Source organism: Sphaerisporangium sp. NPDC004334 (genome assembly GCF_053602655.1).
In genome coordinates this window covers 132,017-156,429 of the sequence record NZ_JBSGDZ010000021.1, presented here as the reverse complement: position 1 = coordinate 156,429, position 24,413 = coordinate 132,017, and the positions used below count along the sequence as shown (strand labels likewise).

Below are 24,413 nucleotides of genomic sequence, written 5' to 3'. Positions count from 1 at the left end.
AAGGTGGTCTCGTGAGTGAGCCGTCGGAAACCGCTCCTTCATCGCTGGGGTTCCGCTATCTGGGTCCGCTGGAGGTACAGGCCGGAGGCCGCCGCCTGCGGATCGGCAGCCCTCGCCAGCGCGTCGTGCTGGCCATGCTCCTCCTGTCCTGCGACTGTGTGGTCTCCGTCGACAGCCTCGTCGACGCCGTCTGGGGCGGTTCGCCGCCCGCGACGGGCCGCACCCAGGTCGCCATCTGCATCGCCGCCCTGCGCAAGCTGTTCGCCGCCGCCGGCTACCACGACGTCATCGCCACCGTCTCCCCCGGCTACAAGCTGGTGTCGGAGGGCTGCCGCATCGACGGCGAGCAGTTCGTCCGCCTGGTGGAGGAGGGGCAGGCGGCCCTGCAGCAGGGACGCACGACCGAGGCCAGCGCCAAGCTGGACGAGGCGCTGAAACTGTGGTGGGGCCCCGCGCTCGCGGGCGTCCCGAGCTCCGTCGTGGAGGGCAAGGCGATCAGGCTGGAGGAGACCCGCCTGGCCGTCTACGAGGAGTCGCTGGCGCTCAAACTGGAACTGCGGCAGCACACCGACCTGGTGCCCGACCTCGCCGCCCTCGTCAGGGAACACCCGCTCAGGGAACGCGCGCGGGCGCTGCTCATGCTGGCGCAGTACCGCGGCGGGCGGCGCAGCGAGGCGCTGGAGATCTTCAACGAGGGCCGCCGGCGGCTGGTCGAGGACCTCGGCCTCGAACCGGGGCCGATCCTGCGCGACATGCAGGCGGCGATCTTCCGGGACGATCCCAAGCTCGCGTCGGTGCGCGCGCCGGTCCCGTCGGTGTGGACCAGGGTCGTGCCCGCGCAGCTCCCGCCGAGCGCGCCGCTGTTCACCGGCCGGCAGGCCGACCTGGCCGCGCTGGACGGGCTGCTCGACCAGCGCGCCCGGAGCGGCCCGGTGCCGGTGGGCGTGCTCACCGGCCGGGTCGGGGTGGGCAAGACGGCGCTGGCCGTGCACTGGGCGCACGGCGCCGCCGAGCACTTCCCCGACGGGCAACTGTTCGCCGACCTGCGCGGATGGGATCCCGACCAGCCGGCCTCCGAGGCCGCGGCCGTGCTCAGCGGGTTCCTGCACGCCCTCGGCGTGCCGCTCGCCGAGATCCCGGCGCGGCTGGAGGAGCAGACGTCGCTCTACAACAGCCTGGTGGACGGCCGCAAGGTGCTCATCGTCATCGACAACGTGCGCAACGCCGCGCAGGCCCGGCCGCTGCTGCCGGGCAGCGGCACCTGCTGCGTGCTGCTGACCGGCCGCGCCCTGCCGGACGCGCACGGCAGCGTCCGGCTGCACCTGCGGCCGTTCAGGACGGCCGAGTCCTCGGCGCTGCTGCGCGGCATCATCGGCGAGGAGCGGGCCCGCGACGACCCCGACTCGCTGGAACGGCTCGGTGAACTCTGCGACGGGATGCCGCTCGCGCTGTGGAGCGCGGCCCTGCGGCTCGCGGCGAGGAGCCACTGGACGCTGAAGGACCTGCTGCTGCGCCTGGAGGACCCCGAGCGGCGGCTGAGCGAGATCAGCCACGGCATCTGGGACGTCCGGGCGCGCATCGGCGCGAGCTACCGCGACCTGTCGCCGCGGGCCGCGCTCGCGCTGCGCCGGCTCGGGCTGCTCGGCATCCGCGACGTCACGCCGTGGATGGCGGCCACGCTGCTGGACTGCGGACCGGCAGAGGCCGAGGACCTGATGGAGAACCTGCACGAGACCGGGTTCCTGGAGGTCGCCGCGCGCGACCAGGACGGCCGCCGCCGCTACCGTCTGCCGAGCCTGTTCGCGCAGTACGCCCGGGAGAAGAGCAGGGCCGACGCCCCCGGCGACACCGCGGGCAGCATGGCCGCCCGCGCCCAGTACGCCTGACCGGCGGCACGCACACCTGACCGGCGTGCGGCCGATCCCATCGAAACCTCATCGGCGAGGGGCCGGGCGCGGTCGTCGCGCCCGGCCCCGCACTCCCTGCTAGGCGTTCGCCTCTTCCATGAGGCGGACCAGGCTGGCCGGGCGCATGTCGGTCCAGTTCGCCTCGATGTAGTCAAGGCACTCCTGCCGGCCGTTCTCGCCGAACACGTTGGTCCAGCCGGCGGGGACCTCGATGAACGACGGCCACAGGGAGTGCTGGTTCTCGTCGTTCACCAGGACGAGGTAGGTGCCGTCGTTGTTCTCGAAGGGGTTGGTGGCCATGGTCGTCTCCTCAGGTGCTTGGTGTGGGCGGGGCCTTGACGTCGTGGGCGATCTCGCGGAGGTCCCAGCAGGGTGGTCCCCACTCCTCGCCCGCGTAGTGGTCGTGCAGCCAGGTCTCGGAGTAGATGGAGTCGAGGTAGCGTTCCCCGAGGTCGGGGGCTATGGTCAGCGCGGTGGTCTTCGCGTCGTACCCGCCCGCGGACAGCCACCGCAGGGCGCCGCTGACGACCGTGCCCGTCGAGCCGCCGAACAGGAACCCGTTGCTGGCCATGCGGTGGCAGGCCTGGATCGTGTCGGCCTCGCTGACGTGCACGACGTCGTCCACGAACGACTCGTCGAGCAGGGGAGGGCGCAGGCTCGTGCCCACCCCCGGGATCATCCGCGGGGTCGCGGGACCGCCGAAGGTGACCGAGCCGATGGCGTCCACCGCGACGATGGTCACCCGCGGGGAGTGCTCGCGGAAGTACCGCGCGCACCCCATCAGGGTGCCGGTGGTCCCCGCGCCGACGAACAGCACGTCGAGGTCGGGGAAGGCCGAGGCGATGGCGGGCGCCGTCCGCCGGTAGTGGGCCGTCCAGTTGCTGGGATTGGCGTACTGGTTGAGCCAGACGTAGCGGTCGTCCTCCGCGCACAGGCTCTGGACGTAGTCGATGCGCGCGCCGAGGAGTCCGTTGACGGGGTCGGGCGTGGTGATCACGTGCACCCGCGTGCCGTACAGCTCCATCATGCTTCGCACGGCGGGGTTGCAGCGGGCATCGGTAACGCACACGAACCCGTAACCCCTGCTGGCCGCGATGATGCTCAGGGCCAGGCCGAGGTTACCCGAGGAGGACTCCACCAGCGTCGAGCCCGGCAGGAGCCGGCCGCTGCGCTCGGCGGCCATCACCATCTCGGCGGCCGCCTTCATCTTGATGGAACCGCCGAAATTGAACCCTTCGTACTTGAGATACAGGCGTTGCCCGAACGTGGGCCGCAGGTCGACGTAGACGTCCTCTGCGTTGTACTGGAGTGGATCGCTGATCACCGGCACGATAAAAGGCTATACGGCGGCGATTTCTTGTGGTTATCAGAGCCTTTTCACCGGGCGGCGGAATGCCGTGTCCCGCTGCTACCATTTCAATGGGAAGAATGACCCGAGGAGGGCGCGACGACCATGACAAGTCAGCGGTGGATTTCCTGGCGTCACCAGAATCCGGCGGCCGGTGCCCGCCTTTACTGCCTGCCCTACGCCGGCGGCGGCACCCGGATGTTCGACTCCTGGGCGGGGGCGCTCGGGCCGGGCGTCGAGGTCTGCCCCATCCTGCTGCCGGGCCGGGAGGACCGCATCGCAGAGGACCCGGTGGCGCGGCTGGACGAGCTGGTCCCGATGCTCATCGACGGCCTCGCCCCCACGATGACCAAGCCTTTCGCGCTGTACGGCCACAGCATGGGCGGCCTGGTCGCCTACGAGCTGGCGCTGCGGCTGTGCGAGAAGGGGAACGACGTGCCGGTGCGCGTCTACCTGTCGGGGTGCGGGCCGGCGGCCATCCCCGAGGGGCGCCGCCACCATCTGCTGCCCGACGAGGAATTCATCGAGGAACTGCGCAAGATGAACGGGACGCCGCCGGAGTTCTTCGAGGACCGCGACCTGGTCGACCTGCTTCTGCCCACAATTCGCGCCGATTTCCAGCTTTCGGAGACCTCCGCGGCGGCCGAGGGGTCCGTGCTGCCGGTTCCGATCACCGCGTTCGCCGGGGCGCAGGATCCGAGCGCGCCGCCGGACGACGTGCGCCGGTGGAGCGCGCACAGCGGCGCCGGTTTCGATTTCCACGTCTTTCCCGGCGACCATTTCTTCGTGCACGAATGCCCGGAGATGCTGGCCGTCGTCCGGGAGGGCCTTTCCCGATGACGGGGACGCGGGCCCATTCCCGGTGACCACGACACGGGGACCTTTCCGGTGACCGCCGTCCGGGCGGACGTAAGGGAGAAGGCCGAGACCTTCCGGCCTCGGCCTTCTCCACGGCCGGCTCACCGGCCGTCGGCCCACCTTCCGTACTGCCGCAGCCCGTACAGCAGCGGGACGGTCTCCGCCAGGTCGTCGATGCGAAAGGGCTCGCCGAACACGATGCGCTGGCGGCCCACCAGCACGCTGTCGCTGACCCTGCAGTCGGCCACGGCGTGCGCGTCGTCCAGCAGGTGCGGCCCGCACCCCGGACGGCTCTCCCACCGCACGCCGTCGAAACGGTCCGGCGCACCGGAGGCGAACAGCTCCGCCGTGCGCCTGGCCCGGTCGTGCAGCAGGTTGACCGCGAAGACGCGGCTGTCCAGCAGCGCCTTGAGCGTCGGGCTCTCGGCGCGGATGCCGATGATGAGCGTCGGCGGGTCGGTGGTCGCGCTGCACAGCGCCGAGCAGGTCATCCCCCACGGCCGGCCGTCGAGGTCGGTCGCCGTGATGACGGCGACCCCGCTCGGGAAACCGGACATGAAGCTGCGGAACCGGTCGGGAGTGGTCTCGGCGGGATGGTCGAGGCCGTCTCGTACGGCCCTCGGCGCCATGGTCATGTGATCACCGCTCGGCTAGGTGGATGGAGGAGGGCACGCCCGCCCCGATGCCCGTCGAGCGCGCGTACCGGTCGGTGACCAGCAGCAGCGGGCCGCTGAGCCCCGTGGTGACCAGCGCCATGACCAGCAGCGCCAGGTACATCGCGGGGGACAGGATCCCGGCGGTGAACCCCGCCTGCAGGACCACGATCTCGGTCAGGCCCCGGGTGTTCATCAGCGTCGCCAGGCGCATGCTGGAGATGCGCGACCGGCCGCCCGCCCTCGCGCCCGCGTAGGCGCCGCCGAGCTTGGCCACGATGGCCAGCGCGGTGGCGATCGCGGTGGCCTCCCAGGAGAAGATCCGGTCGGGGCCGGCCACCACGACGGTTCCGGTGACCACGAACGTGACCGGCAGCAGCGACCGGCCGAGACGGCCCAGCGTCTCGGCCGCCTCCGTCCACGGGCCGCGCTCGGCCGCCCCCGGCCTGCCGGGCAGGGCCAGTCCGATGATCACCGCGCCGTACACCTCGGTCAGCCCGAGCCGCTTGGTCGCCAGGGCCGCGCCGGTGGCGGCCGCCGCGATCAGCACCAGGAGCACGACGCGGTGGCGTTCTGCGAGTGCCGCGACTCGCGCGGTGGCCGCCAGGCGGCGCAGCAGCACGGCCACCGCGCCGCCGGCCAGGACCACCGGGATGGTGACGAACCCGCCGCCGCCCTGCGTGAGCCCGATCGTGACACCGAGCAGCACTCCGGTGACCGCGTCGATGCCGGACGCGCTCATCAGGGCGAGCCGCCCGTCCTCGGTGTGCTGGAGGCCGCGGTCGCGCAGGATGCCGGCCAGGACCGGCACGGCGGTGACGGTCAGCGCGATCGCCAGCATCAGCACCAGCGCCACCGTCGGCGCCCCGCCGCGTAACAGCGGGTCGCCGTCCTTGAGCACCCACACGGCGAACAGGGCGCCCGCGGCGAGCGGGACCAGGGTCGCGCCCGCCGACAGCCACGCCACCTGCCGCAGGGAGTGCCCGCCGAAGGACTCGCGCATATGGTGGGCGGCCCCGACCAGGAACATGGCCAGGCCGAGCTGCCCGGCGAACCGCAGGACCTCGAAGGCGGCCGAGCCGGTGAGGTCCCGGCCGAGCAGGGTGGCCGCCACCATGCCGAGGGCCAGGCACAGGGCGATCTCGATCACGATCTCCGGCTGGCTGAGCCGCCGTGCGGCCCAGCCGCCGCAGATCACGATGAGCGCGATCGCGGGAAGCAGCAGCAACACGTACATCTGTTCTCCTAGCGGTGCATCTGGGCGAGGTACTCGTACTGGCTGGGCAGTCGTTTCACCAGGTCCAGCGACTCGTCCTTGAGCATCTGGAACTCCTTGTCGGCCGCCGTGCCGTCCATCAGCGCGAGCGCGGGCGTCGGCTTCATCGGGACGCCGCCCATGCCGAGGAGGATCGCCAGGTAGGAGTAGGCCTCGAAGCCGTGGTAGCGCGGGAAAATGGTGTCGGCCGCGGGGGGCTTGGAGCGCCACTGGTCGAAACGCTCCTGCAGCCCGTCCGGCGTCGTGCGGGTCTTCGCGTCGCGCCAGTACGCGTTGTCGTTGCGGGCCGCCGCCTTGTAGTGCAGGACGAGGAACTCGCGCACGCCGTCGATGGCGTCGGCCATGACGCGATTGTAGGAGTCGGTCAGCGCGGAATCCCAGCCCAGGGCGGGGAAATGCTTCACCAGCTGTTCGATGCCGTGCTGGATGAAGAAGATGCCGGTGGACTCCAGCGGCTCGACGAAGCCGCAGGACAACCCGATGGCCACGCAGTTGCCGACCCACGGGTTGCGGGTGCGGCCGACGCGCATGCGGATGTGGTTGGCCTCCATCTCCTCGGCCTGCGGGCCGACGAACTCGCGCAGGGTGCGCTCGGCCTCCTCGGGGGTGCTGTAGTCGCTGGCGTAGACGTAACCGGTGCCGATCCGGCCGAACAGCGGGATGGTCCAGATCCAGCCGGCGTCCTGGGCGGTCGCCGTGGTGCACGGCCGCAGGCCCTTCTCCTCCATGTCCACCGGCACCCGCAGCGCCACCGCGCTGTCGTTGGGCAGGGTGTCCTGGAAGGAGATGAACGGCTCCTCCATCGTCTTGTTGATCAGCAGGCCGCGGAAGCCGGTGCAGTCGACGAACAGGTCGCCGGTGACGTCGCCGTGCTCGGCCGTCCGCACGTGGCTGATCCAGCCGCGCTCGTCGCGTCCCACCTCGACGACGTCGTCCAGGATCTGGGTGACCCCGCGCTCCTTGGCGTAGCCGGACAGGTAGTTCGCGAGCAGGGAGGCGTCGAAGTGGTAGGCGTAGGGGAACTGGGTGCCCTGGTCGAGCAGGGTCGTGCGGGTGGTCTCCGCCGGCTCCCTGCCCTCGACGAAGTCCTGCTCGAAGAGCCGGCCGTCCAGATACCGGGGCGAGCGCTTGTCGTCGCAGATCGAGGCCATCAGGAACACGTCCCGGTCGAACCGCTCGCTGGGCTTCTTGTGCAGCCACCAGTCGGTCATCGGGAAGCCGTCGACGACCCTCAGCCGCTCGAAGGGGTGGTAGAAGTAGTGGCCCTTCTCGCGCCAGTTCTCGAACCTGATGCCGAGCTTGTAGCTGGCGTTGCAGTGCGGCATCCAGTCCTGCTCGCGCAGTCCCAGGTACTCGAAGAAGTGCCGCACGGTGCTGAAGGTGGCCTCGCCCACGCCGATGGTGGAGATCCTCTTGGACTCGACCAGGGTGATGGAAACGCGGTCGCCGAACGCCGAGGCGAGGTAGGAGGCCGTCATCCAGCCCGCGGTTCCGCCACCGACGATGACAACGTTTTTGAGCATGACAAACCATCCGTTCGTGTCGCTTGGTTTGATCGAGTGATGCCGCGCCGGTCAGTGGTGGCCGCGGCGGGTGTACTGCGTGACCGAGATCGGGACGAAGACGACCAGGATCACGGCGATCCAGGCGAGGGCGCCGGCGATCGGGCCCGCGGCCGCGCGTCCGTCCAGCAGGCCCCGGGAGGCGTTCACGACGAGGGTCACCGGGTTGACGTCGGCGAAGACCCGCAGCCAGGCGGGCATGCCCTCGGTGGGGACCAGTGCGGAGCTGCCGAACTGGAAGGGCAGCACCCACAGGGAGGTGAGGGTGGAGACGGTGGTGATGCTGCGCACCGAGACGCCGATGCAGACGGCGATCCAGGACAGGGCGACGCCGAATGCGAGCAGCAGCGCCACGGCCGCGGCGGCTCCGGCGAGGCCGCCGCCGATGCGGAACCCGATGAGGGTCGAGCAGGCGAGGATCACCACAAGGCTGAGCAGCATGCGCAGGGCGTCCGCGGCGACCCTGCCGGACAGCAGGGCCGAGCGGGCGACGGGCAGGGTGCGGAACCGGTCGACGACGCCGGAATTGAAGTCGACGGCCATGCCGACGCCGGTGTTGCGTGAGACGATCATGAGATTGATGGCCATGATGCCCGGGACGAAGAACTGCGCGTAGTCCGCCGTCCCGCCGGCGATGGCCCCGCCGAAGACCGACACGAAGATGACCGAGATGAGCACGGGGGTCAGGGTCGCGTCGAGGATCAGACCCGGGTCGTTCCTGAACTGGGCGATGTTGCGCCGGGTCATCACCGAGGCGTGCCGGACGGCGTCCATCGCGGTCAGTGCCTGGCTCACGGGTCCTCCTCGGGCGGGCCGGTCGGGGTGGGTCTCACGGGTCCTCCTCGTCGGGTCACGGGTCCTTCTCGCCCGGCCGCGAATCCTCGTCGCCCGGTCGCGGGTCGTTCTCGCCGGTTCGCGGGTCGTTCTCGCCGGGCGGCGGGTCGTTCTCGCCGGGTTCTGACGCCTTGCCGCAGGGTCACTGGTCCTCCCGGTCGCGGGGCACGCTGGTCAGGGCGAGGAACGCCTCGTCGAGGCTGGGCGTGCGCGTCTCGAAGCCGGTGACGACGATGTCCGCGCCGGCCAGGGCCCGCAGCGCGGCCGTCAGGTGGTCGTCCCTGGTGAGCGGCATGCGCAGCACGCCGTCCTCGCCGTCGCCCGCCGGGGCCAGGCCGGCGGCGCGCAGCGCGGACCGCGCCGTCTCGAGGTCGGCCGTGGCGGCCGTGCGGACGTGCAGCATCTGGCCGCCGATGCGCGAGCGCAGCTCCTTGGGGGTGCCGGCGGCGACCACCCGGCCGCGGTCGACGACCACCACGTCACCGGCGAGGGCCTCGGCCTCCTCCATGTGCTGGGTGGTCAGCAGCAGGGTCATGCCCTCGTCGGTCAGGCCGCGGATGAGGTCCCACAGCTCCTTGCGGCTGTGCGGGTCAAGGCCGGTCGAGGGCTCGTCGAGGTAGAGGATGCCCGGCCGGCCGATGAGGCTCGCGGCCAGGTCCAGGCGGCGGCGCTGCCCGCCGGAGTACCCGCCGGCCGCGCGGCCCGCCATCGCGCCGAGCCCGAACAGCTCCAGCAGTTCCTCGGCGCGGGCCCGGGCGGCGCGGGGGCGCAGCCCCAGCAGCCGGGCGACCACGTAGAGGTTCTCGCGTCCGGAGACGCCCTGGTCGACGGTGGCGTACTGGCCGACGACCGCGATGGCCCGCCGGACCAGGTGCGGCTCGCGCACCACGTCGTGGCCGCCGACGGACGCCGTGCCGGAGTCGGGGCGCTCCAGCGTGGACAGGATGCGGACGATGGTGGTCTTTCCCGCGCCGTTCGGCCCGAGCAGGCCGAGGACCGTGCCGGGACGCACCTCCAGGTCGACGCCCTGGAGCGCGTGGACCTTGCCGAACCGCTTGGTCAGCCCCTGGACGCGGATGCCGCCGCCGTTCACCGTGCCGTTCACCGGGCCGTTCACCGGGGCGCCAGACGCACGGGGTCCCCCATGGCGACGACCACCTCGCGCGGCCCCTGGTAGGGCTCGCGGCTGTGCGCCATCCGGAGGTTGTCGACGATCATCAGATCCCCCTTCCGCCACGGTTCGCGCAGGGTGCACGTCTCGTAGACCTTGTTGATCAGATCCACCTCGGCGGCGCCGACCGGTTCGCCGTCGCCGTAGGAGGTGTTGAAGGGCAGGCGCTCGGGTCCGTACACCTCGAGGAGGTACTCGCGGACCTCCGGCGCCATGGTCCAGGCGTTGAGGAAGGCGATCTGGTTGAACCAGGACCGCCGTCCGGTGAGCGGGTGGGCCAGCACCGCGGCCCTGCGCTGGCGGGTGGACAGCGTGCCGTCCGGGCCCCACCGGAACTCGATGGCGTTCTCCGCGCAGTACCGCTCGACCTCGGCGCGGTCGCCGGTGCCGAAGGCCGCCTGCCAGGGCAGGCCGACGTCGTCGCCGTAGTGCCGGGCGAGCAGCCACCCCTCCCGCTCGAACCGCTCGGTCAGCGCGCCGCCCAGCCTGGCCAGCACCTCCTGGCCGTCGGCCAGCCCGGTGACCCCGCCCGCGGCCGGGGCGGTCAGGCAGCCGAACAGCAGCAGCCGCGGCACGGTCAGGGAGTGGCTGAGCTCGTGGTGCATGCACATCGGCTGGTCGGGCGGCCACTCGGCGGAGGAGTACAGGCCGTGTCCGTGGTCGGCGCGCGGGGCGAACCCCTCCCGCTCGACGGCCGGCTCGGCGAGCAGCTCCTTCGCGTAGCCCCGCATGCCGTCGAGGTCGGCGAGGTCCAGGCCGCGCAGCAGCACGGCGCCGTGCTCGGCGACCGTCGCGTACAGCTCGTCGCGGTGGTCGCGGACCCAGTCCGGGCCCGCGCCTTGGGGGACGCCGAGGATCGGCGGCCTGTCCGGGTGGTGCACGGGGGTCGGCATCCGCCGGTCTCCTCCATCGATGTGGGCCGCGAAGGCCGCGAGCACGGGGTGGTCGGCGAGTTCGCGCAGGGTCGTCGCCCTGCCGAGCCTGGCCAGGAACCTGATGGCCGACAGCGAGGTGCCGCCCAGCGCGAAGAAGTCGTCGCCGCGGCCGACGCGGCCGGCGGGCAGGGACAGGACCTGCTCCCACAGCGCGGCGACGCGCCGTTCGGCGGGGGTGCGCGGAGGCAGGTCGCCCGCCGGCCGGGGCGTCTCCCGGGCCAGGACGGCCAGGCTCTTCTTGTCGACCTTGCCGTTGCCGGTCAGCGGCAGCGCGTCCAGCCGGTGAAAGCGCTCGGGCACCATGTAGACCGGCAGGGCCGCGCCGAGCCGGGCGCGCAGGTCGTCCTCGGGGATGTCCGCGCCGGCCGAGTAGAACGCCACCAGCTGCGGGCCGCCGCCGCTCTCGGCGACCAGGACGGCCCCGTCGCGCACGCCGGGCACGCGCAGCAGCCGTCCTTCCACCTCGCCCAGCTCGACGCGGTGGCCGCGGATCTTCACCTGGGCGTCCCTGCGGCCGAGGAAGGCCAGCTTGCCGTCCGGCCGCCACCGGCCGAAGTCGCCGGAGCGGTACAGCCGCAGGCCGGGCCGGTGCGGGTCGCCGGTGAAGGCGAGGCGCGTGCGCTCGGGGTCGCCGATGTACTCCCTGGCCACGCACCGCCCCGAAAAGACGATCTCACCGGGGGAGCCGAGCGGCACCGGCCACAGGTTCTCGTCCACGACGTAGACGCGGGCGCCGGGGATGGCCGCGCCGAGCGGGACCCCCTCGCCGTCGGGCGCGCGTTCCAGCAGTTCGTGGTTGGTGTCGTCGTGGGTCTCTGTGAGCCCGTAGGCGTTGAGCACCCCGATGCCGGGGAAGCGGGCGAACCAGCGGACCAGCAGCTCCTTCTTGACCGCCTCGCCGGTGACCGAGACGAAGCGCAGGTCGGGCAGGTCCCGCGGCTCGTCGTCGAGGTGGGCGAGCACGGCCTCCAGGTAGGAGGGGACGAGCTGGGCCACGGTGACGCGGCGCTCGGCGAGCGTGGCGGCCAAGCGCCGCACGTCCAGGATCACCTCCTGCTCGACGATGAGCGTGCGGGCGCCGGCCATGGGGGCGGCGAGCAGTTGCCACAGCGAGATGTCGAAGCACTGGGGCGCGGTCTGCGCGACCACGTCGCCCGGCGCGATGCGCAGGTCCTCGATCTTGGCGTACAGGTGGTTGAGCATGCCCGCGTGCTCGCACACCGCGCCCTTGGGCAGGCCGGTGGAGCCCGAGGTGAAGTAGATGTAGGCCGCCTGGCCGGCGGCGACGGGAATGCCCGGGTCGTCCTCGCGGGTGACGCCGGCGACGACGTCCGCGTAGGTGACCACCTCGCCGGCGCCCTCCACCGGCCCGTGGCCCAGCACGAAGCGGCACGCGCTGCGCTCCAGCATGGTGGCGACGCGGTCGGCGGGGAAGCCCGGGTCGACGGGCAGGTAGACCCCGCCCGCCTTGAGGATCGCGATGACCGCGGTCATCCAGTCCAGGTCGCGCTCCGCCGCCACGGCGACGACGTCCTCGGCGGCCAGCCCGCGGGCGAGCAGCCCCCAGGCGAGGCGGTTGGCGCGGGCGTTCAGCTCGGCGTAGGTCAGCTCCACGCCGCCGCGGGCCGCGGCCACCTCGTCGGGGCGCTCGCGCGCCCGCTCCTCGAACAGCTCGTGGAAGCGCCGGTCGGGCAGCTCGCGGGGCGGGCCCGCCAGCACGTCGAGCTGGTGGCGCAGCTCCTGCTCCGCCAGCAGGCTCCGCTCCCCGTGGGGGGCGTCCAGGTCGCGGGCGGCGAGCTCCAGGGCCGTGCGGTAGTAGCCGGCGATCCTGCCCGCGTACTCCTCGTCCACCACGTCGGTGCGGTAGCGCAGCAGCAGCCGCCCGCGGGGCAGGTCCACCTCGGCCCGCAGCACGACCTCGCCGAGACCGGCGTCCGGGTCGCCCCCGCCGAGGTCCAGGACCGTCTCGAACCACATGGCCTCGGGGCCGAGCTCCGCGCGCAGGGACGCCACCGGGTGGCCGGCGTGCCGACGCAGCTCCTGCTCGGCGCGGGAGGCGGCGGCGGTCAGCTCGCGCCACGTGCCGTCGCCGACGGTGATCCGGCAGGGGAGCGCCTCGGCCGCCCCGGGGGCGCGGTAGCCGGTGGCCACCGTCGTCTCGCCGGACAGCGCCGCGAGCACCTTGGCGTGCGCGGCGAGCAGCGTCGCCGGCGACGGAGCCGGTGGCGCGGGGGAGCCGGGCGTCTCGGGGGACACAGGGGACGGGGAGAACAGGGGAAAACCGCGCGAGGCCTCGCCTGCGTATCCATGCGACCAGCGGGGCAGCCGTGTGCCGCCTCCCGCTGCGAGTGTTTCGCGCCAGTATTCTTGGTTTCCCCTGTCGGGCACCGTGCCCACCTCCATATTTGTTCCTGTCCCGCAGACTATGGAGGTGTCATATCCGGCACATATCATCTGCTTTTCATAGACGGGTGAAAACGAGCCGATAAGTCGCCGCCCTAGCGTTCGGGCATGGCTATGGTGACGGGCCGAATTGGCGGCGCTCCGGCGAACCTCCTGCACGAGGAGGTGCTGGAGCCGCAGTTCTCCTATGAGGTGCGGCATCTCCTGCCGCACTACCTCCACATTGAGAAGGTCCTGCTGCTCGAATACCGGCGGATGGGGATTCTGGCGCCCGAGGAGGCCGGGGGAATCGCGCGCGCTCTGCATGCGATCACTCCCGAGGACCTCACCGCCGACCCCGAGGAGAATCTGTCCGACATCTCCTTCGGCATCGAGCGCCTGGTGGCCGCGCGGTCCTGCGCGCCGGCGCCGCGCTGGCACGTCGACCGGAGCAGGAACGACGCGCAGGCCTGCGCGCAGCTCATGTTCGGCCGCGAGCGGACCCTGGGGATCGCCGAGGGCCTGGTCGCCTGCGTGGACGCCGCGCACCGGCTGGCCGCCCGGCACACCGAGGCGCCGATGCCGGGGTACACCCACCTCCAGGCGGCCCAGGTGATCACCCCGGGCTTCTACCTCAGCGCGCTGTCGGACCACCTGCTGCACACGCTGCGCCGCCTGCTCGCGACCTACGACCACGCCGACCTGTCCCCTCTCGGGGCGGGCGCCATGGCCGGCCAGGAGCTGCCCTGGGACAGGGCGGCGATGGCCGGGCACCTCGGCTTCGCCGGGCCGCGGACGCACGCGCTTGCCGCCGTCGCCTCCCGGGCGTGGATGCTGGAGCTCGCCGCCGAGGCGGCGACCTTCGCCACCGGGCTGAACAGGTTCGTCAGCGACCTGATGACCTGGGCCGGCAGCCACTACGGGCTGGTCGAGCTGCCCGACGAGCTGGCCGGGATCTCCTCGGCGATGCCGCAGAAGAAGAACTACCCGCTGCTGGAGCGCATCCGCGGCCGGACGGCGCACCTGCTGTCGTGGTTCGTCGACGTCGCCGCCGCCCAGCGCGGCACGCCGTACAGCAACACCGTCGAGGTGGGCAAGGAGGGCGGCGCGCAACTCGATTCCGCGACGCGCACCTTCGCCTCCGTACTCGGCCTGCTCACGCTGGTGCTGGACAACGCCGTCTTCCCCGCCGCGCGGGGACGCGAGCTGTGCGCCGGGGAGCACCTCGGGGGCTTCTCGCTGGCCAACCGGCTGACCCTGGACGCGGGCGTGCCGTGGCGGACGGCGCAGGTCATCGCGGGCCGCTACATCGTCGCCATGATCGCCGAGGGGACGCCCGCCGACCCGGAGGCGCTGGAGCGCGTCTGCGCCGGCGCCGGCCACCCGGTGGCCGACGCGGCCGGCCTGCTGGACGGCACGCTCGAACCGGGCGCCGGACTGCGGCGCAAGCGCTCGCTGGGTTCGGCGCACCCCGACGAGGTCCGCGCGATGCTGGCCGGCCAGGGCGAGGAACTGGCCGTCCTGGCGAGGGAGTGGTCGGCGCGCCGCCGGCGGGCCGAGGCGTCGGTGGCCGCGGTGGACGGGCTCCTCGGTCTCGAGTCCCGGTCGTGATCGGCACAGGGGTGGCCTACGGGACCTTCGGCGAGCTCATGCAAGGGCAGCTCGCCGGCGGCGGCCAGGACTTCCTGGTGACGCTGCCCATCCCGAGGTCCAGCCGGGCGACCTTCCGCCTGGACCCGAAGTCCGCGCAGGTCACCGTGGTGCCCGGGCACAAGAGCAAGTCGCTGCGGGTCGCGAGGGCCCTGCTTTCGGAGCACGGCGTGCTGACCGGCGGCGTGCTCACCGTGCGGAGCGACCTGCCGGAGGGCAAGGGGTTCAGCAGCTCCTCCGCCGACCTGGTGGCGACCGCCCGCGCGGTCGGCGAGGCCATCGGTGCCGTGCCGCAGGCCGCCGAGATCGAGTCGCTGCTGCGGCCCATCGAGCCGACCGACGGCGTCATGTACGACGGCGCCGTCGCCTTCCTGCACCGCGAGGTGCGCCTGCTCACCCGGCTCGGCCACCTGCCTCCGCTGACGATCGTCAGCGTCGACGAGGGCGGCAGCGTCGACACCATCGCCTTCAACCGACGGCCCAAGCCCTTCTCCGACGACGACAGGAAGGAGTACGCACGGCTGCTGGACATGCTCGTGGTCGCCGTGGCCGCCGGCGATGTGGCCGACATCGGGCACGTCGCCACCCAGAGCGCGATCCTCAACCAGCGGCTCAACCCCAAGACCACGATGCGGTCGATGCGCCAGATCTGCGAGGAGGTCGGCGGCCTCGGCGTCGCGGTCGCGCACAGCGGCACCGCCATCGGCCTGCTGCTGGACATCGCCGACCCGCGTTACCGCGACCGGCTCGGCCGCGCCGAGAGGGCGTGCGCGCGGCTGGCGGGACACGCGCACGTCGACCATTCGCTCACCGCCGACGCAGAGGAGGTCCGGTGCTTCACAACAACGTGATCGACGCGATCGGGCACACCCCGCTCGTATCGCTCGACCTGGGCGGCGCAACGGTCTACGCCAAGCTGGAACTGCAGAACCTGTTCGCGATGAAGGACCGGGTCGCCCGGCAGATCATCCTGTCCGCCCGCGAGTCGGGCGAGCTGGCCCCGGGCGCGGCCATCGTCGAGAGCTCCTCGGGGACCATGGCGCTCGGCGTCGCGCTGGTCGGCACCGCGCTCGGCCACCCGGTGCACATCGTCACCGACCCGCGGATCGACCCGATCACTCTGGCCAAGCTCCGCTTCCTGGGCTGCTCGGTGCACATCGTCGACAAGATGACCTCCCACGGCTGGCAGAGCGCCCGCCTGGAGCGGCTGGAACTGCTGCGCGCCGAGCTGCCCGGGTCGTTCTGGCCCCGGCAGTACAGCAACCCCGACAACCCGCGGGCCTACGCCACCCTCGCCGCCGAACTGCTGGCCGACCTCGGGCACATCGACGTGCTGGTCGGCGCGGTCGGCAGCGGCGGCTCGCTGTGCGGCACCTCGCGGGCCCTGCGCGAGACGCTGCCCGAGCTGTGGACGGTCGGCGTGGACTGCGTCGGCAGCGTCATCTTCGGCCAGCCCGACCTGCCGGGACGGCTGCAGAGCGGCCTGGGCAACAGCCTGGTCCCCGACAACGTGGACCACTCGCTGATCGACGAGGTGCACTGGCTCAACGACCGCGAGGCGTTCCAGGCGACGGCCGACCTGGCCGCCGAGCAGCAGATCTTCGGCGGCAACACCGCCGGCTCGGTGTACGGGGTGCTGCGCCACCTGGCCCGCAGGGAGGGCCCCGGCACCCGGATCGTCGGCATCATGCCCGACCGCGGCGACCGCTACTGCGCCACCGTCTACGACGAGGGCCACTGGCTGGAGAAGGACCTGCACGGCATGCCGGTCGCCGACGCGCCCGTGGAGGTCGACGCCTCCCAGACCGTGACGACCTGGTCCAACTGCTTCCCCGGACCGAGACGCCGGGAGGTGCGATGCGAGGCCGCCTTGCCTGCGTAGAGGCCAACACCACCGGCACCGGCATGATCGCGCTGCGGACCGCGGGCGAGCTCGGCCTGGACCCGCTGTTCCTCACCGGCAGGCCGGAGCGCTACCGGGGCCTCGCGGCCACCGGCGCGCAGGTGGTGCGCTGCGACACCAACGACCCGGGCTCGCTCCTCGCCGCCGTCGCTCCCTACGCGGCCGAGCTGTGCGGAGTGACCACCACCAGCGACTTCTACGTCGCCACCGTCGCCGAGCTGGCGGCCCACCTGGGGCTGCCGGGCAACCCGCCCGAGGCGGTGCGGATCTGCCGGGACAAGGGCCGCACCCGGCGGGCGCTGGCCAAGGCCGGGCTCCGGCAGCCGCGCTTCGCCGTGGTCCACGACCAGAGTGAGACCTCCGCGGCCGTCGCGCGGGTGGGGCTGCCGTGCGTCGTCAAGCCGGTCAGCGGCTCGGGGTCTGAGGACGTCCGGCTGTGCGCGACCCCGGCCCAGGCGCTGGCGCAAGTGGCCCAGGTGCTGTCGGTGCGGGTCAACGTCCGGGGCCAGGTGTGCGAGCCGGCGGCGCTGGTCGAGGAGTACCTGGAAGGCCCCGAGTTCAGCGTCGAGATGGTGCACACGGACGGCGAGGCCAGGTGCGTCGGGATCGTCGCCAAGTCGCTCACCGGGCACCCGTACTTCGTCGAGTCCGGCCACCTGTACCCCGCGCCCGTCGGCACCGCCGACGGCGAGGCGATGCGCGAGACGGTCCGCCTCGCGCTCGCGGCGGTCGGCGTCCAGCACGGCCCCACCCACACCGAGGTCAGGCTCCTGCCCGACGGCGTGGCGGTGGTGGAGATCAACCCGCGCCTGGCCGGCGGCATGATCCCCGAGCTGATCTCCCTGGTCGACGGCCTTGACCTGCTCGAACAGCAGATCCGCGGCGCCATCGGCATGCCGGTGACGCTGGAGCAGAGGCACGAGGGCTACGCGGGCATCCGGTTCCTGGTCGCCGACCGCGCCGGCGAGGTCCGCGCCGTCTCCGGCGTGGAGCGGGCGGCGGCGCTGCCGGGCGTCGCGCGGGTCGGCGTCACCGCCGCGCCGGGCACGCGGGTGGGCCCGCCGCGCAGCGCCTACGACCGCTTCGGCCACGTGATCGCGCGCGGCGGGACCGTCACCGAACTCACCGAACGGCTGGACCTGGCGGCCGCGGCCCTGCGCGTGGAGGTGGGCGAATGATCCGGCACATCGTGCTCTTCAAGCTGAAGCCCGGGCACACCTGGGCGGACGAGCGCGTCATCGAGGCGGAGCGGATGGCGGCCGACGTCGGCGCGGAGGTGGAGGACCTCCTCGAGTGGCGGACCGGCAGGAACATCTCCGAGCGCGCCATCGCCTATGACTTCGCCGTCATGGGCCTGGTCCGCGACGCGGACGCGCTCCAGAGATACCTCCTCCACCCCTTCCACCAGAAGTCGGCGGCGCTATGGCGAGAGATCAGCGACTGGGTCATCGCCGACCTCGAAGAGTAGAGACACGAGGCTTTCGATGTTCACGATTCACCACCCCGAGCTCGACGAGATGGCCAGGTCGCTGCGGGATCTGCACCGGGAGTTCCTGGCCGGGGAGTGGGACGAGGCGCGCGTGGCGGCGCACCAGGCCCGCCTGCTCCGCCAGACCATCTCCTACGTCAAGGAACGCTCCCCGTTCTACCGCGCCAGGCTCGACGGGGCGGCCGAGGACGACGACCTGGGCTCGCTGCCCTTCACCACCAAACAGGACCTGCGCGACGCGCAGTTCGACATGCTGTCGCGCCCGATGCACGAGGCGTGGATCTTCTACGAGACCACCGGCACCACCGGCAGGGCCACCCCCTGCCCGCGCGACAACACCGACACCCTGCACAACAACACCGTGCTCACCGCCTACTACCAGACGGTGTTCGACCAGTACGGCGACCGGCAGGTCGTCGGGGTCTCCGGCCCTTCGGAGCTGCACGCGACCGGCGACACCTTCGGCGACGTGTGCCGCAACCTCGGCATCGCCGTCGCCAAGATGTGGCCGCACTCGCCGATGATCGGCTTCGACCGCGCCCTCGAGGTCATGCGCATGCTGCCCGTCACCGGGCTGTTCGCGACGCCCGGCATGGCGCTGTCGCTGGCCAAGAAGGCCAGGGAGGCCGGCCTGGACCCGGCCGCCGACTTCTCGCTGGACGTGCTCATGCTCACCGGCGAGCTGGCCTCGCCGAGCCTGCTCGCCGGGATCGGCGCCCTGTGGGGCGCGCGCGCCTACAACGCCCTGTACGCCTCGCAGGAGGCCTCCGTCCTGGCCGCCTCGGGCGCGGACGGCGGCCTGTACACCGCGCCGCTGATCAACCACTACGAGGTCATCGACCCGGTGACGCTGCGGCCCGCGCGGGCCGACGGCGCCGGCGTGCGCCAGGGCGAGCTGGTGATCACCAACCTCTACCAGGGCGCCAAGCCGCTGGTGCGCTACCGGACCGGCGACATGGTGCGCATGCACCCGGTGGCGCCGGGCGCGACGATCCCCGCGCCGCGCGTGGAGGTGCTCGGCCGGGTGGGCGACCAGATCATGCTGAACGGCCACGCCGTCACCGGCTACGACCTGGAGGACCTGCTGCTGCGGCACGTGGGCGGGTTCATGGACTACCAGATCAGGCTGGAGCGCACGCCCCTCGGCGAGGACCGGGTCGACCTGATGCTGCACGGCGCCTCCGAGAGCCACCCGGGCCTGCTGCTCGCCCAGGAGGAGTGCCGCGAGGTGCTCGGCACCGAGCTGGTCGTCTCCTTCGGCGACCCGGGGAGCATCACGAGCACGGGCGCGATGGTGAGCTGGAAGGCCGCCCGCGTCGTGGACGGCCGCGGCGACGAGCCGGCCCGCGACGACCGCGAGTCCCGCGCCGCCCTCGCCCTGGCCGCGAGGAGAGGGTGATGCGGCCGCTGCCGGGCCGCTGGGTCTACCACCGCGTCCAGAACGAGGGGGGGTTCGTCCGCTTCGACGATGTTCGCCTGCCGCCGACCACCCAGGGCCTGCACTACGGCACCGGGGCTTTCGAGGGCATCAGGGCGCACGCGGCCGCGGGCGGCGGGCGGGTGCACCTGTTCCGGGTGCGCGACCACTACCGCCGCTTCCTGCGGTCGTGCCGGCTGCTGCGCATCGAGGTGGGGCTGAGCGCCGACGAGCTGGCCGACCTCACCGTGGAGCTGCTGCGCCGCAACGGCGACATGGGTGACGTCTACATCCGGCCGCTGGCCTACAAGCTCGGCCTGCTGCCGGGCACCCCGCCGGGGGTGGGCCTGGGCGGGATCTCCGAGGCGGTCACGATCGTCGCCTCCCGCCTGGGCGCCTACACCCCGCCGGGCGGCGTCCGGTGCCTGGTCAGCTCGTGGCGCAGGCCCTCGCGCGCGGCCGTCCCCGTCCAGGCCAAGATCACCGGCGGGTACGTCAACAGCGCGCTGGCCGTCGAGGACGCGCGCGCGGCCGGCTACGACGACGCGATCCTGCTCAACGACGCCGGGCAGGTCGCCGAGGCCAGCACGGCCAACGTCTTCGCGGTGCGCGGCGGCGCCCTGCTCACGCCGCCGCCCGACGCCGACATCCTGCCCGGCATCACCCGGGACACGGTGCTCACGCTGGCGGCCGACCTCGGCCTGACCGCCGCCGAGCGGCCGCTGCACCCCGCCGACCTGCTGCTGGCCGACGAGGTCTTCCTCACCGGCACCGGCGTCGGCCTCACCCCGGTGATCGTGGTCAACGGCAGGCCGATCGGGACGGGTGAGCCCGGCCCGGTCACCTCCCGGCTCGTGGAGCGCTACCGCCAGGTGGTCAGGGCCGAGCGGGAGGACACCCGCGGGTGGCTGACCGCGGTGGAACCGGGTGTGCCGGACTCAAACAGGGGCGAGCCAGTGGAGCGACCGGCATGAAAGGAGCGAGCGGGATGGAACTGCTCGGGTGGATGGAGATCGACGCGCTGAGCCGGGTGGTGCTGAAGGAGATAGGAACGCTCGGCCCCGCGGGGACGAGCAGCGAGACGGCCGCCACCCTGCTGTGGGAGAAGCTCTCCGAGCTGCCGAGCGAACCGCAGCTCTCGCTGTACGACACCTACGAGGGGGCGTGCGACGCCCTGCTCAACCGGGACATCAGCCACTTCATCGTGGCCAACGCCTACCGGGCGGTCAACGAGTTCTACATGGACACGCGGCTGGCCCTGGCGGGGGCGTTCATCATGGACACCCCGCTGTACGGGCTGGCCAAGTCGCGCGGCAACGACGCCCTGCCCGTGCGGCCGTCGATCGCCACGCACCCGGCGCCCGCCCCGCTGATCGCCCAGCTGCTGCCCGCGCCGTTCGCGCAGGGCAAGGTCATGATCATGAACTCGACCAGCGCGGCTGCCATGGCCGCGAGCGGCGGGTTCAGCGACCTGGCGCTCACCACGGCCCCGGCCGTCGACCACTACGGCCTGGAGTTCATCTCGCGCACCCGGCCCATCCGCATGGTCTGGTCGGTGTTCGTCCTGGACGACCTGGACGCCACCGCCGCCGACATCCACAGGGAGAACGCCGATGTTGTTCCTCGATAGCGGGGCGGTGCGCAAGGCCCTGCCCATGGAGCGGGCGATCGGCCTGATGGCCGGCGTCATGCGCTCCTACAGCGGGGGAGAGGTCACCCAGCCGCTGCGCACCATCCTGCGGCCCCCGGGTGAGGGCGGCGTCTTCGCGTCCATGCCCTGCCACGTCACCGGCGACCTGCCCGGATACGGCCTCAAGGCGATCATGCTGCGGCCCGGCAACCGGGACAAGGGCCTGCCCGTGCACATCGGCGTGGTCCTGGTCTTCGACCCCGAGACCGGGTACCCGCTGGCGCTGCTGGACGGCGCCGAGCTGACCGCGATCCGCACCGCCGCCGTCTCGGCGGTGGCCACCGACACGCTGGCGCTCCCCGGCGCCGGCGACCTGGCCGTCATCGGGTCGGGCGTGCAGGCCCGCTCGCACCTCGAAGCCCTCGCGCTCGTGCGCGACCTGCGCAGGGTCCGCGTGTACAGCCCCACGGAAGGGCGCGCCGAAAACTTCCGGCGGTGGGCCGCGTCCTGGCTGACGGTCCCCGTCGAGGTGACGCCCACGGCCGGCGACGCGCTGGCGGGCGCCGACCTGGTCTGCACCGCCACCTCCGCCAAGGAGCCGGTCGTCTTCGGGCGCGACCTCGCGCCCGGCGCGCACGTCAACGCGGTCGGCGCCTCGGTCGCCGACGCGCGCGAGCTGTCCGGCGACGCGGTCGCCAGGTGCGCGGTGTTCGTGGACAGTCGGGAGTCGGCGGCGAGCGAGTCGGGCGACCTGCGCGTCCCGCTGGCCGAAGGGCTGATCGGCCCCGACCACGTGCGCGCCGAGCTCGGCGAGGTGCTGCTCGGACGGCACCCGGGACGCGGCGACGCGGCGGAGATCACCCTGTACAAGTCGCTCGGCATGGCCGCGCAGGACATCGTCTCGGGCTTCGCCGCGGCCCGCGCCGCCCGCGAACTCGGACTCGGCGCCGACGTTCCCTACCCCGCGCCATGAGGATCTACGTGGTCGACGCCTTCGCCGACGCGGCGTTCCAGGGCAACCCCGCCGCGGTGTGCCTGCTCGACCGGCCGCGCGACGCGCGCTGGATGCAGGCGGTGGCGGCCGAGATGAACCTGTCGGAGACCGCGTTCGTCGACCGGTCCACCCCGGCGGACTCCCCGGAGGGCATGGGCCTGCGCTGGTTCACCCCCGCGGGCGAGGTCGACCTGTGCGGGCACGCGACGCTGGCCGCCGCGCACGTGCTGTGGGAGGGGGAGGGCGAGGACGGCGCCCGGCCACTGCGCTTCGCCACCCGCAGCGGCGTCCTGTCGGCCGAGCGGGGCCCGGACGGCATCGGCCTGGACTTCCCCGCCGAGCCCGCCGAGGAGACCGAGGTCCCCGGCGGGCTGCCCGAGGCGCTCGGCGCCAAGCCCGTCTGGATGGGCCGCAACCGCTTCGACTACCTGGCCGAGCTGGCCGACGAGGAGGAGGTCGCCGAGCTGCGGCCCGACTTCGCCGCGCTGAGCGCCTTCCCCGTGCGGGGAGTCATCGTCACCGCCCGGGGACGGCGGGAGCACGACTTCGTCTCCCGCTTCTTCGCCCCCCGGCACGGCGTGGACGAGGACCCGGTGACCGGCTCGGCGCACTGCTGCCTCGGCCCCTTCTGGAGCGCCAGGCTCGGCCGGCGCCGCCTGACCGGCTTCCAGTGCTCCCCGCGCGGCGGCCGCGTGCGCGTGACGACGCGCGGCGAGCGCGTGGGGCTGTATGGCCGCGCGGTGATCTTCATGAGTGGAGAGCTACACGAACGGGAGGAACGATGACGACGTTCGTCATTGGCAACGTGGCCGCCATCCCCGACAAGGAGAAGATGGCCCTCTACCGGGACAAGGTCCTGGCGACGCTCCAGGCGTACGGCGGCGGCTTCGCCATCCGCGGCGGGGCGTTCGACGTGCTGGAGGGGGACTGGCACCCCACGCACCTGTCGGTCATGCGGTTCCCCAGCGCCGAGCACGCCCGGCGCTGGTACAACTCGCCGGAGTACGCGGAGATCACCCCGCTGCGCGAGGGCGTCGAGATGGACCTGATCCTCGTGGACGGGGGCGGCTCGGATGACTGAGCTCCCCGCCGGCCTCCCCGCCGGCTTCTCCGCCGGTCTTCCCGTCGATCTGGACGCGCTGGACCTGGCCGACCCGCGGACCTTCCGCGCCCACGACCAGTACGCGATCTGGCGCCGCCTGCGCGCCGAGGCCCCGGTGTTCTGGAACGCCCCCCGCGGCGGCCGTCCCGGGTTCTGGGCGCTCACCAGGTACGACGACATCATGGCGGTCTACAAGGACGACGACCACTTCACCTCCGAGCGCGGCAACGTCCTGACCACGCTGCTGGCGGGCGGCGACTCCGCGGCCGGCCGCATGCTCGCGGTGACCGACGGCAAGCGCCACCAGGACCTGCGCAACGTGTTCCTCAAGGCGTTCTCGCCCCGCGCGCTGTCCTACGTCGCCGAACGCGTGCGGGAGAACACCCGCGCCCGGGTCCGCGCGGGCGTCGAGATGGGCGCCTGCGACTTCGCGCGGGACGTCGCCGAGAAGATCCCGATCAACACCATCTGCGACCTGCTCGGCGTCCCCGAGGGCGACGAGCACCGCGACCACCTGCTCGACCTGACCAAGACCGCGCTGAGCAGCGACGAGGTGGACGCCGACGACGAGGACGCCGCCGAGGCGTCGCTGGAGGCGCGCAACGAGATCCTGATGTACTTCGACGACCTGGTCACCGAGCACCGCCGCACCCCCAAGGACGACGTCATCGGCGCGATGGTCGCCAGCAGCATCGACGGGGTGCCGCTGACCGACGACGACATCGTCTTCAACTGCTACAGCCTGATCATCGGCGGCGACGAGACCAGCCGCCTCACCATGATCGGGACGGTGCCGGCGATGGTCGGCCACCCCGGGCAGTGGGCCGCCTACCGCGCCGGCGAGATAGAGACCAAGACCGCCGTCGAGGAGATCCTGCGCTGGGTCAGCCCGGCCATGCACTTCGGCAGGAGCGCGCTCAAGGACGTCACCGTCCGCGGAACGACGATCGCCGCGGGCGACATCGTCACGCTGTGGAACTCCTCCGCCAACCGGGACGAGGACGTCTTCGACGGCCCCGAACGCCTGGACCTGCGGCGCTTCCCCAACCGGCACGCCACCTTCGGATACGGGCCGCACTTCTGCCTGGGCGCTTACCTGGGCCGCACGGAGGTCGGCGCCATGCTGGAGGCGCTGCGAGAATTCGTCGCCGAAATGCACATCACGGCCGAGCCCGAGCCGGTCCATTCCAACCTGTTGAGCGGAATAAGCAGCCTCCAGGTGAAACTGCTCCCGGCCTGATCCGGGGCTTCGGGAAATGCGCGGACGAGAATGCGGAATTCGATCGGTGATGCGCGCCCGAT

General features: G+C 72.5%; 22 protein-coding genes. 14 read left to right on the top strand and 8 right to left on the bottom strand.

Annotation, left to right across the window (positions count from 1 at the left end):
* Positions 1-11 precede the first annotated feature (11 nt).
* Positions 12-1,886, top strand: coding sequence for a BTAD domain-containing putative transcriptional regulator (locus tag ACWEN6_RS27260; RefSeq protein ID WP_452574021.1), 1,875 nt, complete (start codon positions 12-14; stop codon positions 1,884-1,886).
* 99 nt (positions 1,887-1,985) lie between these two features.
* Here ACWEN6_RS27260 and ACWEN6_RS27255 read toward each other — a convergent pair whose 3' ends face one another.
* Both ACWEN6_RS27255 and sbnA read right to left on the bottom strand, forming a co-directional pair.
* Entirely contained in the window at positions 1,986-2,207 is a 222-nt protein-coding gene (locus ACWEN6_RS27255; protein WP_354848073.1) for an MbtH family protein, read from the bottom strand.
* A 10-nt stretch (positions 2,208-2,217) separates the two neighbouring features.
* A complete protein-coding gene (gene sbnA, locus ACWEN6_RS27250; RefSeq protein WP_452574019.1) occupies positions 2,218-3,237 on the bottom strand; it encodes a 2,3-diaminopropionate biosynthesis protein SbnA in 1,020 nt (339 codons plus the stop codon).
* Between the two features lie 123 nt (positions 3,238-3,360).
* On the opposite strand from sbnA, the gene ACWEN6_RS27245 reads away from it, so the two are divergent.
* Complete coding sequence (locus ACWEN6_RS27245) at positions 3,361-4,095, top strand: thioesterase II family protein (protein ID WP_452574017.1); 735 nt, start codon at positions 3,361-3,363, stop codon at positions 4,093-4,095.
* Between the two features lie 119 nt (positions 4,096-4,214).
* Here ACWEN6_RS27245 and ACWEN6_RS27240 read toward each other — a convergent pair whose 3' ends face one another.
* The 6 genes from ACWEN6_RS27240 to ACWEN6_RS27215 form a co-directional block, all read right to left on the bottom strand.
* Positions 4,215-4,748 carry a flavin reductase family protein gene (locus tag ACWEN6_RS27240; protein ID WP_452574015.1) on the bottom strand — a complete coding sequence of 178 codons (534 nt, stop codon included), beginning with the start codon at positions 4,746-4,748 and terminating at the stop codon, positions 4,215-4,217.
* 4 nt (positions 4,749-4,752) lie between these two features.
* Complete coding sequence (locus tag ACWEN6_RS27235; RefSeq protein ID WP_452574013.1) at positions 4,753-6,003, bottom strand: cation:proton antiporter; 1,251 nt, start codon at positions 6,001-6,003, stop codon at positions 4,753-4,755.
* An 8-nt stretch (positions 6,004-6,011) separates the two neighbouring features.
* The gene (locus tag ACWEN6_RS27230) at positions 6,012-7,565 is read right to left on the bottom strand and encodes a tryptophan halogenase family protein (protein ID WP_452574011.1); all 1,554 of its coding nucleotides are present in this window, start codon (positions 7,563-7,565) and stop codon (positions 6,012-6,014) included.
* A 51-nt stretch (positions 7,566-7,616) separates the two neighbouring features.
* Positions 7,617-8,399, bottom strand: coding sequence for an ABC transporter permease (locus ACWEN6_RS27225; protein WP_354848091.1), 783 nt, complete (start codon positions 8,397-8,399; stop codon positions 7,617-7,619).
* A gap of 181 nt (positions 8,400-8,580) precedes the next feature.
* Positions 8,581-9,555: an ATP-binding cassette domain-containing protein gene (locus ACWEN6_RS27220; RefSeq protein ID WP_452574009.1), complete on the bottom strand. Its 975-nt coding sequence runs from the start codon at positions 9,553-9,555 to the stop codon at positions 8,581-8,583.
* A complete protein-coding gene (locus tag ACWEN6_RS27215; protein ID WP_452574007.1) occupies positions 9,552-12,800 on the bottom strand; it encodes a non-ribosomal peptide synthetase in 3,249 nt (1,082 codons plus the stop codon). The genes ACWEN6_RS27220 and ACWEN6_RS27215 overlap by 4 nt, the downstream gene beginning before the upstream one ends.
* A gap of 255 nt (positions 12,801-13,055) precedes the next feature.
* Here ACWEN6_RS27215 and ACWEN6_RS27210 point away from each other — a divergent pair, with 255 nt between their 5' ends.
* Genes ACWEN6_RS27210 through ACWEN6_RS27155 form a run of 12 tightly spaced genes read left to right on the top strand, consistent with a single transcriptional unit; the run spans position 13,056 to position 24,351 of the window.
* Positions 13,056-14,537, top strand: coding sequence for a lyase family protein (locus ACWEN6_RS27210; protein WP_452574005.1), 1,482 nt, complete (start codon positions 13,056-13,058; stop codon positions 14,535-14,537).
* Complete coding sequence (locus ACWEN6_RS27205; protein ID WP_452574003.1) at positions 14,534-15,427, top strand: GHMP family kinase ATP-binding protein; 894 nt, start codon at positions 14,534-14,536, stop codon at positions 15,425-15,427. Before ACWEN6_RS27210 ends, ACWEN6_RS27205 begins: the two co-directional genes overlap by 4 nt.
* Positions 15,409-16,458: a PLP-dependent cysteine synthase family protein gene (locus ACWEN6_RS27200; RefSeq protein WP_452574001.1), complete on the top strand. Its 1,050-nt coding sequence runs from the start codon at positions 15,409-15,411 to the stop codon at positions 16,456-16,458. Before ACWEN6_RS27205 ends, ACWEN6_RS27200 begins: the two co-directional genes overlap by 19 nt.
* Positions 16,434-17,657: an ATP-grasp domain-containing protein gene (locus ACWEN6_RS27195; RefSeq protein ID WP_452573999.1), complete on the top strand. Its 1,224-nt coding sequence runs from the start codon at positions 16,434-16,436 to the stop codon at positions 17,655-17,657. Before ACWEN6_RS27200 ends, ACWEN6_RS27195 begins: the two co-directional genes overlap by 25 nt.
* On the top strand, positions 17,654-17,947 hold the full coding sequence (locus ACWEN6_RS27190) for a Dabb family protein (RefSeq protein WP_452573997.1): 294 nt from the start codon (positions 17,654-17,656) through the stop codon (positions 17,945-17,947). Before ACWEN6_RS27195 ends, ACWEN6_RS27190 begins: the two co-directional genes overlap by 4 nt.
* Positions 17,948-17,963: 16 nt before the next feature.
* Positions 17,964-19,367 (top strand): phenylacetate--CoA ligase family protein, encoded by a 1,404-nt coding sequence (locus ACWEN6_RS27185; RefSeq protein ID WP_452573995.1) that lies wholly within the window; start codon positions 17,964-17,966, stop codon positions 19,365-19,367.
* Positions 19,367-20,359: a branched-chain amino acid transaminase gene (locus tag ACWEN6_RS27180; protein ID WP_452573993.1), complete on the top strand. Its 993-nt coding sequence runs from the start codon at positions 19,367-19,369 to the stop codon at positions 20,357-20,359. The genes ACWEN6_RS27185 and ACWEN6_RS27180 overlap by 1 nt, the downstream gene beginning before the upstream one ends.
* A 14-nt stretch (positions 20,360-20,373) precedes the next feature.
* The gene (locus tag ACWEN6_RS27175) at positions 20,374-21,015 is read left to right on the top strand and encodes a hypothetical protein (protein WP_354922354.1); all 642 of its coding nucleotides are present in this window, start codon (positions 20,374-20,376) and stop codon (positions 21,013-21,015) included.
* Positions 20,999-21,988 (top strand): ornithine cyclodeaminase family protein, encoded by a 990-nt coding sequence (locus ACWEN6_RS27170; RefSeq protein ID WP_452573991.1) that lies wholly within the window; start codon positions 20,999-21,001, stop codon positions 21,986-21,988. Before ACWEN6_RS27175 ends, ACWEN6_RS27170 begins: the two co-directional genes overlap by 17 nt.
* The gene (locus ACWEN6_RS27165) at positions 21,985-22,794 is read left to right on the top strand and encodes a PhzF family phenazine biosynthesis protein (protein WP_452573989.1); all 810 of its coding nucleotides are present in this window, start codon (positions 21,985-21,987) and stop codon (positions 22,792-22,794) included. The genes ACWEN6_RS27170 and ACWEN6_RS27165 overlap by 4 nt, the downstream gene beginning before the upstream one ends.
* Positions 22,791-23,090, top strand: a complete 300-nt coding sequence (locus ACWEN6_RS27160) for a DUF1330 domain-containing protein (RefSeq protein ID WP_354848127.1) — start codon at positions 22,791-22,793, stop codon at positions 23,088-23,090. The genes ACWEN6_RS27165 and ACWEN6_RS27160 overlap by 4 nt, the downstream gene beginning before the upstream one ends.
* Positions 23,083-24,351: a cytochrome P450 gene (locus ACWEN6_RS27155; RefSeq protein WP_452573987.1), complete on the top strand. Its 1,269-nt coding sequence runs from the start codon at positions 23,083-23,085 to the stop codon at positions 24,349-24,351. Before ACWEN6_RS27160 ends, ACWEN6_RS27155 begins: the two co-directional genes overlap by 8 nt.
* The last annotated feature ends 62 nt before the right edge of the window (positions 24,352-24,413 follow it).

Coding starts and splice junctions, on each gene's coding strand:
- ACWEN6_RS27255 (WP_354848073.1), bottom strand. CDS start 2,207: ATGGCCACCAACCCCTTCGAGAACAACGACGGCACCTACCTCGTCCTG.
- ACWEN6_RS27245 (WP_452574017.1), top strand. CDS start 3,361: ATGACAAGTCAGCGGTGGATTTCCTGGCGTCACCAGAATCCGGCGGCC.
- ACWEN6_RS27240 (WP_452574015.1), bottom strand. CDS start 4,748: ATGACCATGGCGCCGAGGGCCGTACGAGACGGCCTCGACCATCCCGCC.
- ACWEN6_RS27235 (WP_452574013.1), bottom strand. CDS start 6,003: ATGTACGTGTTGCTGCTGCTTCCCGCGATCGCGCTCATCGTGATCTGC.
- ACWEN6_RS27230 (WP_452574011.1), bottom strand. CDS start 7,565: ATGCTCAAAAACGTTGTCATCGTCGGTGGCGGAACCGCGGGCTGGATG.
- ACWEN6_RS27210 (WP_452574005.1), top strand. CDS start 13,056: ATGGCTATGGTGACGGGCCGAATTGGCGGCGCTCCGGCGAACCTCCTG.
- ACWEN6_RS27195 (WP_452573999.1), top strand. CDS start 16,434: ATGCGAGGCCGCCTTGCCTGCGTAGAGGCCAACACCACCGGCACCGGC.
- ACWEN6_RS27190 (WP_452573997.1), top strand. CDS start 17,654: ATGATCCGGCACATCGTGCTCTTCAAGCTGAAGCCCGGGCACACCTGG.
- ACWEN6_RS27185 (WP_452573995.1), top strand. CDS start 17,964: ATGTTCACGATTCACCACCCCGAGCTCGACGAGATGGCCAGGTCGCTG.
- ACWEN6_RS27180 (WP_452573993.1), top strand. CDS start 19,367: ATGCGGCCGCTGCCGGGCCGCTGGGTCTACCACCGCGTCCAGAACGAG.
- ACWEN6_RS27175 (WP_354922354.1), top strand. CDS start 20,374: ATGGAACTGCTCGGGTGGATGGAGATCGACGCGCTGAGCCGGGTGGTG.
- ACWEN6_RS27170 (WP_452573991.1), top strand. CDS start 20,999: ATGTTGTTCCTCGATAGCGGGGCGGTGCGCAAGGCCCTGCCCATGGAG.
- ACWEN6_RS27165 (WP_452573989.1), top strand. CDS start 21,985: ATGAGGATCTACGTGGTCGACGCCTTCGCCGACGCGGCGTTCCAGGGC.
- ACWEN6_RS27160 (WP_354848127.1), top strand. CDS start 22,791: ATGACGACGTTCGTCATTGGCAACGTGGCCGCCATCCCCGACAAGGAG.
- ACWEN6_RS27155 (WP_452573987.1), top strand. CDS start 23,083: ATGACTGAGCTCCCCGCCGGCCTCCCCGCCGGCTTCTCCGCCGGTCTT.